Source organism: Campylobacter sp. CFSAN093238 (assembly GCF_012898015.1).
Taxonomy (GTDB): domain Bacteria; phylum Campylobacterota; class Campylobacteria; order Campylobacterales; family Campylobacteraceae; genus Campylobacter_D; species Campylobacter_D jejuni.
In genome coordinates this window covers 1,285,684-1,297,608 of sequence record NZ_CP040611.1, presented here as the reverse complement: position 1 = coordinate 1,297,608, position 11,925 = coordinate 1,285,684, and the positions used below count along the sequence as shown (strand labels likewise).

The 11,925-nt window shown below is 33.2% G+C and carries 12 protein-coding genes; 7 read left to right on the top strand and 5 right to left on the bottom strand.

The window, feature by feature from the left end:
- Window positions 1-46: 46 nt before the first annotated feature.
- Genes FBF21_RS06700 through FBF21_RS06685 form a run of 4 tightly spaced genes read left to right on the top strand, consistent with a single transcriptional unit; the run spans window position 47 to window position 4,140 of the window.
- Window positions 47-1,186: a hydrogenase small subunit gene (locus tag FBF21_RS06700; RefSeq protein WP_002854042.1), complete on the top strand. Its 1,140-nt coding sequence runs from the start codon at window positions 47-49 to the stop codon at window positions 1,184-1,186.
- A gap of 2 nt (window positions 1,187-1,188) precedes the next feature.
- On the top strand, window positions 1,189-2,904 hold the full coding sequence (locus tag FBF21_RS06695) for a nickel-dependent hydrogenase large subunit (RefSeq protein ID WP_002875863.1): 1,716 nt from the start codon (window positions 1,189-1,191) through the stop codon (window positions 2,902-2,904).
- Between the two features lie 10 nt (window positions 2,905-2,914).
- Window positions 2,915-3,607, top strand: a complete 693-nt coding sequence (gene cybH, locus FBF21_RS06690; protein WP_002853700.1) for a Ni/Fe-hydrogenase, b-type cytochrome subunit — start codon at window positions 2,915-2,917, stop codon at window positions 3,605-3,607.
- Entirely contained in the window at window positions 3,604-4,140 is a 537-nt protein-coding gene (locus FBF21_RS06685) for a HyaD/HybD family hydrogenase maturation endopeptidase (protein ID WP_002859319.1), read from the top strand. The genes cybH and FBF21_RS06685 overlap by 4 nt, the downstream gene beginning before the upstream one ends.
- Here the strand turns inward: FBF21_RS06685 and recR are convergent.
- The 3 genes from recR to FBF21_RS06670 are packed head-to-tail and all read right to left on the bottom strand — an operon-like array spanning window position 4,137 to window position 6,612.
- Window positions 4,137-4,709: a recombination mediator RecR gene (recR, locus tag FBF21_RS06680; RefSeq protein WP_002853446.1), complete on the bottom strand. Its 573-nt coding sequence runs from the start codon at window positions 4,707-4,709 to the stop codon at window positions 4,137-4,139. The genes FBF21_RS06685 and recR overlap by 4 nt on opposite strands.
- Window positions 4,709-5,944 (bottom strand): ArsS family sensor histidine kinase, encoded by a 1,236-nt coding sequence (locus FBF21_RS06675; RefSeq protein ID WP_002857920.1) that lies wholly within the window; start codon window positions 5,942-5,944, stop codon window positions 4,709-4,711. Before FBF21_RS06675 ends, recR begins: the two co-directional genes overlap by 1 nt.
- Entirely contained in the window at window positions 5,941-6,612 is a 672-nt protein-coding gene (locus FBF21_RS06670; RefSeq protein WP_002874431.1) for a response regulator transcription factor, read from the bottom strand. The genes FBF21_RS06675 and FBF21_RS06670 overlap by 4 nt, the downstream gene beginning before the upstream one ends.
- A gap of 156 nt (window positions 6,613-6,768) precedes the next feature.
- Between FBF21_RS06670 and dnaJ the strand changes: the two genes are divergently transcribed.
- Entirely contained in the window at window positions 6,769-7,890 is a 1,122-nt protein-coding gene (gene dnaJ / locus FBF21_RS06665) for a molecular chaperone DnaJ (protein ID WP_058001549.1), read from the top strand.
- Window positions 7,891-8,005: 115 nt separating this feature from the next.
- On the opposite strand, the gene porA is transcribed toward dnaJ, so the two are convergent.
- The gene (porA, locus tag FBF21_RS06660) at window positions 8,006-9,301 is read right to left on the bottom strand and encodes a group 2 major outer membrane porin protein PorA (RefSeq protein ID WP_052796726.1); all 1,296 of its coding nucleotides are present in this window, start codon (window positions 9,299-9,301) and stop codon (window positions 8,006-8,008) included.
- A gap of 250 nt (window positions 9,302-9,551) precedes the next feature.
- Window positions 9,552-10,007, bottom strand: a complete 456-nt coding sequence (locus FBF21_RS06655) for a low molecular weight protein-tyrosine-phosphatase (RefSeq protein ID WP_002853170.1) — start codon at window positions 10,005-10,007, stop codon at window positions 9,552-9,554.
- Between the two features lie 53 nt (window positions 10,008-10,060).
- On the opposite strand from FBF21_RS06655, the gene FBF21_RS06650 reads away from it, so the two are divergent.
- Window positions 10,061-11,245 (top strand): MFS transporter, encoded by a 1,185-nt coding sequence (locus FBF21_RS06650; RefSeq protein ID WP_002884368.1) that lies wholly within the window; start codon window positions 10,061-10,063, stop codon window positions 11,243-11,245.
- A gap of 17 nt (window positions 11,246-11,262) precedes the next feature.
- Window positions 11,263-11,925 (top strand): DUF4230 domain-containing protein, encoded by a 663-nt coding sequence (locus tag FBF21_RS06645; RefSeq protein ID WP_002859315.1) that lies wholly within the window; start codon window positions 11,263-11,265, stop codon window positions 11,923-11,925.

Sequence of the window (11,925 nt, the reverse complement as noted above, 5' to 3'; positions counted from 1 at the left end):
ATTTTATTATTATAGAGAATAAATTTCATGTTACAAAGGAAATATAATGATTGATTATCATCAAATAGAGTCGCGTTTATCGACTCTTGAAAAGCTTCCTTCTTTGAAAGACAATGATAGTATTACAAAAGCATTAGAAAAGTCAGGTTTTTCTAGAAGGGATTTTATGAAATGGGCAGGTGCTATGACGGCATTTTTGGCTTTGCCAGCGAGTTTTACTCCTATGGTGGCAAAAGCTGCTGAGCTTGCTGATAGGCTTCCTGTTGTGTGGCTTCATATGGCTGAGTGTACAGGCTGTAGTGAGAGTTTGTTAAGAAGTGATACTCCAACGATTGATAGTTTGATTTTTGATTATATTTCTTTAGAATATCACGAAACAGTGATGGCTGCAGCAGGTTGGCAAGCTGAAGAAAATTTAGAAAATGCCATTCAAAAGCATAAAAATAAATACATTTTAATGGTTGAAGGTGGTATCCCTATGGGTGATACGGAGCATTTTTTAACCATAGGTGCACATGGAAAAACAGGCTATGAGCTTTCAAAAATGGCAAGTGAAAATGCTTTGGCGATTTTTGCTATAGGAACCTGTTCTAGCTTTGGAGGAATTCAAGCCGCAAGACCAAATCCTAGCAACGCGCAGCCTTTAAGCAAAGTAACAAGTAAAACTGTGATCAATGTTCCAGGCTGTCCTCCAAGTGAAAAAAATATAGTGGGTAATGTACTTCATTATTTATTATTTGGTGAGTTACCAGCACTTGATGTGTATAATAGACCAAAATGGGCTTATGGTTTAAGAATTCATGATCTTTGTGAAAGACGCGGACATTTTGATGCGGGTGAATTTGTACATGCTTTTGGAGATGAAGGAGCAAAACAAGGTTTTTGTCTTTATAAAGTAGGTTGTAAAGGACCTTATACTTTTAATAACTGCTCAAGAGAGAGATTTAACCAGCACACTTCTTGGCCTATTCAAGCAGGGCATGGTTGTATAGGTTGTTCTGAGCCTAATTTTTGGGATACTATGGGACCTTTTGAAGAGCCTATGGCTAGTCGTAAATTTGATACTGTTTTTGGTTTGGGTGCGGATAGTGTTTCAGATAAAATCGGTATAGGTGTGCTTACACTCACAGGCGTTGCTATAGCAGCACACGCAGTTATATCTTCCATGCAAAAAGATAAGGAATAAAAATGAGTCAAAAAATAATCGTAGATCCTATTACAAGAATTGAAGGGCATTTAAGAGTTGAAGTTGTTGTTGATGATAACAATGTGGTAAAAGAAGCTTATGCGGGCTCTACTTTGTGGCGTGGTATTGAAACCATAGTAAAAGGGCGTGATCCAAGAGATGCGGGTTTTATGACGCAAAGAATTTGCGGAGTTTGTACTTTTTCACATTATAAAGCAGGTATAGTTGCTGTTGAAAATGCTTTGGGTATTACTCCGCCTTTAAATGCGCTTTTAACAAGAACTTTAATGAATGCGGCTTTATTTTTACACGATCATATTGTGCATTTTTATCAACTTCATGGGCTTGATTGGGCTGATGTGGTAAGTGCTTTAAATGCTGATGTTAAAAAAGCAAGCGATGAAGCTTTTAAATACACTCCAAATCCTTATGCAACAGGTTCGGATAAACTTCTTGAAGTGCAACAAAGACTTAAAACTTTTGTAGATAAAGGAAATTTAGGACCTTTTGCTAATGCGTACTATGGTCATCCAACTTATCGTTTAAGTCCTGAGCAAAATTTAATCGTTCTTTCTCACTATCTAGAATGTTTAAGAATTCAAAGAATCATTGCTCAATGTATGGCGATTTTTGGAGCTAAAAATCCACATCCACAAAGCTTAACCGTTGGTGGTGTAACTTGCGTTATGGATTTACTCGATCCTGCAAGAATGGGTGAATATATGGTTAAATTCCAAGAAGTGCAAGACTTTGTTAATCGTGCGTATTATCCTGATCTTGTGATGGCAGGAAAAGCTTATGCACATGAAGCAAGTGTTTTAAATGATATAGGGGTAAATAATCTTTATACCTTTAAAGAATTCCAAATCGGAAGAGATGAATGGCTTTTTGAAAGTGGTATTATCAAAAATGGAGATTTAAGCAAGGTTTATGAAGTAGAAGAAGATAAGATTACTGAAGAGGCAACTCATTCTTGGTATGCAGACAATGAACCTTTACATCCTTATGATGGCAAAACAAATCCAAATTATACAGGACTTGTAGATGGAGAAAGCGTAGATCATCATGGAAATAATGTCCATTCTAAAGTGTTTGATACTAAGGGTAAATATAGCTGGATTAAAGCTCCACGCTATGAAGGAAATCCTATGCAAGTAGGACCTTTAGCAAATATCGTTGTAAATTATGCTAAAGGTAATCAAAATGTTGTTCCTGTGGTAGATGAGTTCTTAAAAGAAACAGGACTTCCTTTAAATGCTGTATTTAGCACACTTGGAAGAACAGCTGCTCGTTGTATTGAAGCAAAAATCGTTGCAAATAATGCTTTAAAAGCGTTTAATAATTTAGTTGAAAATTTAAAAGTAGACCAGAGTACTTGTGCTCCTTATGTGATCGATAATTCTAAAGAATACAAAGGACGCTATATGGGGCATGTGCCACGCGGAACATTAAGCCATTGGTGTAGAATTAAAAATGGTGTTATTGAAAATTGGCAAGCTGTGGTGCCTTCTACTTGGAATGCAAGTCCAAAAGACGCAAATGGCGTAGGTGGAAGTTATGAGCAATGTTTGATAGGACTTAAAATCGCTGATGTAAAACAACCACTTGAAATCATTAGAAAAATTCACTCTTATGATCCTTGTATTGCTTGTGCGGTGCATGTAATGGATACTAAGGGCAATAATCTAAGTGAATATAAAGTGAATGTCAATTTATAAGGAGGCTTTCATGCAAAACAAAGAAGAAAAATTGCAAAGAAAAGCTGAATATGAATTTAGCATAGGTTTGCGTTTAACGCACTGGGTAAGAGCTATTGCTATAGTGATTCTTATTGGCACAGGGTATTATCTTTCCTATGTGTTCCAAAGCCCTATTAGTAACGGTGAGCCCGTAAATTTTATGCAAGCAAAATACCGCTTAGTACATCAAGCGGTGGGTTTTGTTTTAATCGCTTGTATTATTTTTAAAGTATATTTGTTTTTCTGCGATAAGGTAAGCGCAAAAGAACGCAGAAGTGTATGGGATATTTTTAATATCAAATTATGGATAGAACAAGTAAAATTTTACATTTTCTTAGGAAAACATCCGCATTTAAAAGGGGTTTATAATCCTTTGCAATTTGTAACTTATTTTTTCTTTTATCTTGTGATATTAGGTATCATTCTTACAGGGCTTATTCTTTATACTCATACTTACCATGAGGGCTTAGGTGGGCTTTTATATCATATTTTAAGACCGCTTGAAGCTGCAATGGGCGGTTTGGCCGATGTAAGAACTTATCATAGAATTTTGATGTGGGTAATTATGATTTTTGTGCCAGTACATATTTACATGGCGATTTTTAACGCAGTAAAAGGTAAAGATGGTGCTATGGATGCTATTATTAGCGGATATAAATTTGTAAAAGAAGAAAAGCATTGAAATTCTTAGTCCTTGGAATAGGTAATATCATGTTTGCGGATGAAGGCTTAGGCGTTCATCTTTGCAAACAACTTGAAAAAAACTACAAATTCACTCATTCTGAATTTACTTTAGATTTTGTTGATGGTGGAACTTTGGCTTTGCAGCTTAGCTATATCATCGCTCGATACGATAGACTTATCGTTTTAGACTGTATAGAAGCGCAAGGTGCGAGTATAGGAGATGTATTTTTCTTTCCTTATGATGCTATGCCTAATAAAATTAGCTGGAGTGGAAGTGCCCATGAAATAGAAATGCTTCAAACCTTACAATACATGGAACTTGCAGGAGATTTGCCTAAAACACACATCTTAGCTTGTGTGCCAAAGCGTATTGAAGCGATGAGTTTTAAGCTTTCAGATGAGCTTATACAAGGAGCTAAAATCATGGAAAAAACTTTACTTGATTTTTTAAGCAAGGAAGGTTTTGCTTATGAAAAGATTGCGGATTTTTCTTTGCAAGAATTAGCCGATATTTCTTATAAAAATTACTAAATTTTTGTTCTAAAATTCATAGCTTTATTTAAAGAGATTAAATCCACATTTTCTAAATTTACACCACTTGGAATTCCTTGAGCGATTTTACTAAAAGTTAGGTTTAAGCCTTTAAATTTATCCTCTATAAAAAAGATAGTTGCATCAGAATTAATGCTATGTGTCAATGCAAAAATGAGCTCAGAGATATTTAGCTTAAGTATGATTTGCTTTAGTTTTTCAAGTTTTTCTTCATTTAACTCATCTAAAACAAAATATAGCCCATTGTAACTTTGACTCTCTTCGAGTGTTAATATATCTTTTGGGCTTTCAACTATACATAAAATGTTTTTATTTCTTTCTTCATCGCTACAAATTTCGCAAAGCTCATTTTCGCTTAAAGCACCGCATTGCTCACAAGGTTTTATAAAGCGGATAGCATTTTCTATATTGTGTGCGAGTTTCATACCATCAATTTGATTATTTATGCAAAGGTGATAAGCAAGCCTTATGGCGGTTTTTTTTCCTATGGTAGGTAAATTTGCAAAACTTTCAACAAGTTCATTGAATTTTTCCAGGCCTTTTACCATTATTTTTCTTTATCTCCAAAGAAAATTTTAAAGCAATGCTTTCCATCATCATAAAAATAAATCAAATCAAAATTATGCAGTTTACATACCTCTGAAACTATATAAAGTCCTAGTCCCATACCTTTGACTTGATTGTGTTTTTCTCTTGTAAAAGCTTCAAGATAATGCTCTATAGGTTCTGCTAAAGGTTTGCCTGGATTTTTAATGGTAAAACATTCTTTACAACAAAAAAGCTCACAAGTGCCATTGTTTGAGTATTTTAAGGCATTATCGATAAGATTTTTTAAAATTACAGAGAAAATTTCCATATCAACATTGATTAAAGCGTCATATCTTATATCGACTTTTACAACTTTATTAAAATCATCTATCATAAGGTGTTCTTTAGCTTCTTCAAGTATAGTGCTAAAACGACTAGGTTTAAAGTGTAAGTTGTAGTTTTTTGAAAATAAATTTTCGATTTTGGCAAATTCATTGATCAAAGAATCCATGCGTAAAAATATAGCGATAAGTCTTTCTTTTTGTCTGTCTTCTTTGATCATTTCAGAAATGATTCTCCCTTTTCCTATAGGGGTTTTTAACTCATGCATGATTGTTCTTAGGAAAAGTTGTCTTGATTGGATTAATTCTTGGTTTTTCTTGAAAGCTTTTTGAAATTCAAAGGCGATCTTGCCTACTTCATCTTCTTGATAGTCTAGAAAATCAGGTTGTTCCCCATTTGCAACTTCGGCAACTTGTCTTCTTAATTTTTTTAAAGGTTCTAAGGATTTTAATACAGAAAAATACATAAAAACAACCAACAAAGAAAAAGAGAAAAATCCTATCAATAAAAGATTATAAACCCTATCACTAGTATTTTCTTCATACAAGCCATCAAAATCTTTACATTGAACATCAAAATAAAGATTGCTATGATATTTTAAAGAAGAAAGAGTACAAAGCTCTCCGCCTGCTTTAAAAAGTGATTGTCCATTATTTCTTATAGCTTTTACAAGATTGGGATTTTGTATAGCGTTAAAACCGCTGTTTCCAAGATAAGCTCCTATTTCAACACCTGAAGTGTTTTCATAGGAGATGAGTAAATTTTTTATAAGATTTTCTTGTTTTAAACTTTCTTCTTCATTATAGGTATTCCCTTCTATTTTTAAAAGAACGATAAAAAGCACACAAACCAAGAAAAAAGTAACAACAAATAAAATAATCAGTTTGGTATGAATAGAATAATTTTTTGTCATCCTATCAGTTTATATCCTATACCTCTAACAGAAAAAATATGTTTTGGAGATTTTGAACTATCTCCTATTTTTACCCTTAAGCGACCGATGATAACATCAAGGCTTTTAGAATCTTTATCTTTTAGATTTTTACAGCGACTTACAAGCTGTTCTCTTGAAACACTATATCCGTGTTGTTGGATAAGGTATTCTAAAATTTCAAATTCAGCAGGAGTAAGTGTTAAAACCTTATCTTCATAGGTGATCTCATGTCTTCTTTCATCAATTTTGAAAGCAGAGTTAATATTTTCATTATTAGTGTGTTCAACTCTTTTTGTGCGACGAATAAGACTCATAATCCTTGCATACATTTCTTTTGGATCGTAAGGCTTTGGTAGATAATCATCAGCACCGATTTGAAGCCCCACAACTTTATCGCTTAAGTCACCTCTAGCCGATGAGATGATAATAGGAATATTGCTTTTTTGTCGGATTTCTCTACAAACTTCAAGACCATCAATTCCAGGTAAAGTTAAATCTAAAATCAGACAATCATAGCCTTGAATACCCACATTTAAAGCATTTTTAGGATTTTCAAAATTTGTGATTTTAATATTAAATTGCGCTAAATATTCAGATAATAATTGTGCAAAGTCAGGATCATCTTCTATCATCAACACATTAATCATTCTAGTGTCCTTGTAAATTTTTATGTAGTCTTTAAAATCTTTACATAATTTTATTTAAAATTTGATAAATTATTGATTTTATTTTTGCTAAAATTATATTTTTGAATTTTTAAAATTAAAATTCTAGTAAAATTTTAAATTTTTTAAAGGAATAATGTGGAAATAAGTTATTATGAAATTCTTGAAATCACGCAAAATGCTGATAAAGAAACCATAAAAAAAGCCTATAGAAAAATGGCTTTAAAATATCATCCTGATAGAAACCAAGGTGATAAAGAAGCAGAAGATAAATTCAAGCTTGTTAATGAAGCCTATGAAGTTTTAAGCAATGATGAAAAGCGAGCTATTTATGATAGATACGGAAAAGATGCTTTAAAAGGCGGTGGATTTGGTTCTAGTAGCTCAGGTTTTGGTGGTTTTGAGGATTTAGGAGATATATTTTCTAGTTTTTTTGGAGAAGGCTTTGGCTCATCGCGTCGTAGAAAAAGTTCAAATGATGAGAAAATCCCTTCAGATTTTATCGTTAATTTAAAATTAAGTTTTAAAGAAGCGGTTTTTGGTTGTAAGAAAAATATAGACTTTACTTATAAATGCTCTTGTAAAACTTGTAATGGAACAGGGGCTAAAGATGGAAAGCTTCAAACTTGTCCAAAGTGTCAAGGTAGAGGACAGGTTGGGGTTTCTCAAGGTTTTATCACTTTTGCACAAACTTGCCCTGATTGTCAAGGAATTGGAGAAAAGGCTAGTGAAAAATGTAGTGATTGTAAAGGTTTGGGTTATAATGAAAGCAAAGATAGTGTCGAGCTTAATATCCCAGAAGGTGTGGATACAGGTATGAAACTTCGTGTCAATGCTAAAGGCAATATCTTAAAAAATGGCACTAGAGGGGATATGTATGTTAAGATCATCGCTGCTGAAGACGATACTTTTATAAGAGATGATGATGATATATATATAGAATTTCCAGTGTTTTTTACCCAGGCTATCTTAGGAGAGAGTATAAAAGTACCCACCATACGCGGTGAAGCGACTTTAAATTTACCAAAGGGTGCTAAAGATGGACAAAGATTTATACTTGAAAAAGAAGGGGTAAAAGATGTTCATAGTTCTCGCATAGGAAATCAAATCGTTCAAATTTCTATCAAATTTCCAACTTCTTTAAACGATGAACAAAAAGAACTTTTAGAAAAACTAAGTGAAAGTTTTGGTATCAAAGATGGTATGCATCAAGAGCAAAAAGGACTTTTTGAAAAAATCGCTAATTGGTTTAAGTCTTAATTTTCCTAAAGCTTTTTAGCTTGGGAAAATCTTTTTATATAAATTTAAGTTTTAAAAATCAGGCATAAAAAAAGGCGGAGCAAAACCCCGCCTTGAAGTTAGACTTAAAAGCTTCTTAGAATTTGTAAAGAGCTTGAAGTCTTACAGCATCATGATGAGTGCTTTCAGGATCTGTATCAACATTTACATAAGAGTAGAATGCTGAGAAGTTAAGTTTTGGAGAGTATTTGTAATCTACTCTTGCAACAGCTTCAAGTTTTTTACCACCTTGACCAATTATATTTGTTTTTGTTCCACCGTATACAAAATCAGCACCAACGCGAACTGCTTCGTTGAAAGTATATCCACCAGTTACATAACCGAAGATATTTCTACCTAAATCACCATTTAGGTTAGATCCTCTAGTATAGAAAATCTCCTCACCTGCTAGTAAAGAGCCAAGATTACCTTGATCTTCGATTGTAGTTACAGTAATTTTATCTTTTTTACCATAGTATAAACCACCAAGACTTGCATCCCAACCATTTACCTTAACAGTGCCTCTTAAAGCAAAGAAATTACCATTTGCTGCATCTAATCTATCTTTAAGTTTATTATCTACAGAATTTCCTAGGTAAGCACCTTCGATAGTCCAGTTAATTCCATCAAAGATAGTTGTGCTATAAGTTGCATCTAAAGCATATAAGAATGCATTATCACTCATATAAGCTAACCATAATTGTGGGTTGAATTGTCCGCCAGCGATATCATAAGAGCCGATAGCTGCAGCACCATAAATATTTTTGCTCCAATCTAAAGCACCACTTACATCACTATCACCTTTAGGATTTCCACGATTAAATTGAACTCCTGTAATTTTTTGAGAGCTATCTTGAGTAATTGTTACAGTAGTATCTGAAGCTTCATTGAAGCTATCCATTGCAAAAGCAGCTAAAGTTAAACCATCAATGCTGTTGTTTACTACTTTAATACCTGTTCCAACTAAACCATCAATAGCGTTATCTGTCCAGATGGTGTTTAATTGTTGTTTACCAGCGATTACGCTTGTAGCAACATCTTCATTTGTATAAGTTAAATATAATTGACGAACTGATAAAGTATCACTTGTGTTGCTGATGCTATCTGCGCCATAACCACCATCTTGTGAGTTGTAGTCAAATTGAACGAAAGCTTTAAAGTTGTCTGATATAGCACCGCTGAAGTTAACTTGTGCTCTGTATTTATGATCTTGTTTTCCAGAAATACCAGAACCAAAATTCGCATTGCTCCATGGATTACTACTTTCATATCTGTATCTTAATACTCCAGATACATCGATATCTTTGATCGCTTCTTCAAGTGGAGTAGCGTTAGCTGCTGAAAAAGCACTTGCAGCAAGAGCTGCAACTAAACTAAGTTTAACTAGTTTCATGAGAATTCTCCTTGTCAAAAATTAATAAAACATTGTAATTGTAGCACATAAATTTGGAGTTTTTTCTTAAGAAGCACTTAAAATAGTAAAAATTTTAAATCCGAAGGATAAAAACATCTAAAGAAAAGCCTAGCTAAAGGGATTTAAGCTAGGCGTGTAATTTTAAGGAGTTTTTCTTATGAATGTTTTTCGGTTCGTTTAGAAGTATAAGCCTAAAAAGTAAACGAGAAGTAATATATGTTGTTTTAAATTATTTTGATAAAAAAACAAGTAAATTTTTACAAGCTAGGGATAAAATTTTATAAGTTTCATCAAAATTCCCACTATACCAAGGATCAGGGACTTCATCGTAGTTTAGACTAGGACTAAAATCAGTGATTTTTAAAACTTTGTTTTGGGTGTTGGTGAAGTTTTTTAAAACATTTTTGAAGTTAGAATTGTCCATGGTGATTAAAAAATCGCTTTCATCGCAAAGCTTTTGAGTGAGTTTTTTGCTTGTGAAGTTTTTGTGTTCTATGTTAAGTTGAGCAAGTTTGTTTTTGGTGCCATAGTGCATACCTTCTCCATCGTGTTCTCCTGAAGTTCCAGCACTGCTTATAAAAAATTCTTTTTCTAAATTTGCTTTTTTGACAAGATCTTTCATGATAAATTCTGCCATAGGCGAACGGCATATATTGCCTAAGCATATAAAGAGTATTTTTTTCATTTTTATCCTTGAGTTTTAATTAAAAATTATAAAAAATATCATACAATAAATCCATGGAAAATTTCAATAGAACTTTGCTTGTGTGTTGGTTTGGTGTTTTTACCACAAGTATGGGGCTTAGTCAAATCGCTCCGATTTTGCCTTTTTATATCAAAGAACTAGGACATGTTGATACGAGTGAAATAGCGTTTTACTCAGGGCTTGCTTTTGGGATCACTCCACTTTTTATGGCTGTTTTTTCACCTTTGTGGGCTTTTTTGGGTGCAAAGTATGGTTATAAAAATATGCTTCTTCGTGCAAGTTTTGGGATGTCGGTTTTAACTTTATGGCTTAGCTTTGCTCATAGTGCTTTAGAAGTAGTTTTTGTGCGGGGTTTAACAGGGATAATTTCAGGTTTTACTTCTGCTGCTGTTGTGTTTATCACTGTGATAGCACCTAAAGAAAAAGTGGCTTATGCTTTAGGAACTCTTTCTACGGCTTCTATAAGTGGAAGTTTGCTTGGGCCTTTGTTTGGTGGCTTTGTGGCTGAATTTTTTAGTATTAGTACGGTTTTTGATATGGTGGCTTTTTTGATCGCTTGTTCTTTTGTGACGATTTATTTTTTCATCCATGAGAGAAAAATTCAAAAAGAGGCGAAGAAAAATACTCAAAAAGTGAAAGAAAACAAAACCCTTATTATCGTTCTTTTTATCACTACTTTTGTGATACAATTTGGTACTTTTGGAGTGATGCCGATTTTAAGTATCTATGTTGAGCAAATTCATCAAGGTGGAAATTTGGCTCTTTGGGCGGGTATAGTAGTGGCTGCAAGTGGGATTAGCAATCTTTTTTTCGCACCAAAACTTGGAAAAATCGCCGATAAGATAGGGCCTAGTAAGATTATTTTTGGAGCTTTGATATTTTGTGGAATTTGCTTTTATTTGCAGGCTGTAGTAAGTAATGTTTATACGCTTATTTTCGTGCGTTTACTTATAGGTGTAGGACTTGGAGGGCTTTTGCCTTGTGTGAATGCCTTGCTTAAAAAAAGTGTGAGTGCTAAAAATTTAAGTGTGATTTTTGGTTTTAATCAAACTTGTCAATTTTTGGGAAATTTTTGTGGAGCTTTTGGCGGAGGGATTATGGCTTCACATTTTAGCGTGGAATTTGTTTTTACTTTTGTGTGTTTGATTTTTATCATTAATGCTTTTATTTTCTTAGCGTTTGAGAAAAAATATATCTTTTCAAATCAAGGTTTATAAATTTAGAAAGGTTTAAAATGGAAATGATTTTATTTGTTTTAGTGATGATTTTACTTGTACTTTTGTTTGTAGTGCTTTTTAGGCAGTATAAAAGCCCTAAAATAGAAGAAAAAAGCACGCAAAGTTTTAGCGATATCATGCAGCTTAAATCCATAGGAGAATTAAGTGTTTTTCAAGTTTTTAGTAAAGAGATTGTCACTAAAAAAGATAGCGCTTTTAATGGAATTTGGAAAAATCTTTTAGGATGGTCTTTGAGTGAAAGACAGATTGCTTTGATTTTTGAATTTGAGATCACTTTCTTGTATGATTTAAGGGATAAAAACTTTGATATTTTGCCTTTAGGGGACGATGCTTATAAGATCATCATGCCAGAGTGTAGATACAAACACAGCATCATAGATATGAAATTTTATGATGAAAAAAATGCTAAATTTTTACCTTTTTTACTGCCTGATTCTATCAATAGTACGGGGATTAGTTTTAGCGAAAGTGATAAAAACAAACTCATAAAAGAAGCCAAAGATGAGGTTAAAGACTTGTCTTTAAATCTTATCCAAAATTTAGAAAGTAAAATTCATAAAAGTGCTAAGGATACTTTAGAAGCTATTGCTAAAGGTTTTGGAGCTAAGAGAGTGGAATTTGAATTCAAGGATAACACGCAAAAGCTAGATATTAACTAG

Bases quoted from the DNA above. Each gene is read 5' to 3' on its own strand.
- FBF21_RS06645 (WP_002859315.1), top strand. From the start codon at position 11,263: ATGGAAATGATTTTATTTGTTTTAGTGATGATTTTACTTGTACTTTTG.
- FBF21_RS06675 (WP_002857920.1), bottom strand. From the start codon at position 5,944: ATGACAAAAAATTATTCTATTCATACCAAACTGATTATTTTATTTGTT.
- porA (WP_052796726.1), bottom strand. From the start codon at position 9,301: ATGAAACTAGTTAAACTTAGTTTAGTTGCAGCTCTTGCTGCAAGTGCT.
- FBF21_RS06695 (WP_002875863.1), top strand. From the start codon at position 1,189: ATGAGTCAAAAAATAATCGTAGATCCTATTACAAGAATTGAAGGGCAT.
- FBF21_RS06670 (WP_002874431.1), bottom strand. From the start codon at position 6,612: ATGATTAATGTGTTGATGATAGAAGATGATCCTGACTTTGCACAATTA.
- FBF21_RS06650 (WP_002884368.1), top strand. From the start codon at position 10,061: ATGGAAAATTTCAATAGAACTTTGCTTGTGTGTTGGTTTGGTGTTTTT.
- FBF21_RS06655 (WP_002853170.1), bottom strand. From the start codon at position 10,007: ATGAAAAAAATACTCTTTATATGCTTAGGCAATATATGCCGTTCGCCT.
- FBF21_RS06700 (WP_002854042.1), top strand. From the start codon at position 47: ATGATTGATTATCATCAAATAGAGTCGCGTTTATCGACTCTTGAAAAG.
- recR (WP_002853446.1), bottom strand. From the start codon at position 4,709: ATGGTAAAAGGCCTGGAAAAATTCAATGAACTTGTTGAAAGTTTTGCA.
- cybH (WP_002853700.1), top strand. From the start codon at position 2,915: ATGCAAAACAAAGAAGAAAAATTGCAAAGAAAAGCTGAATATGAATTT.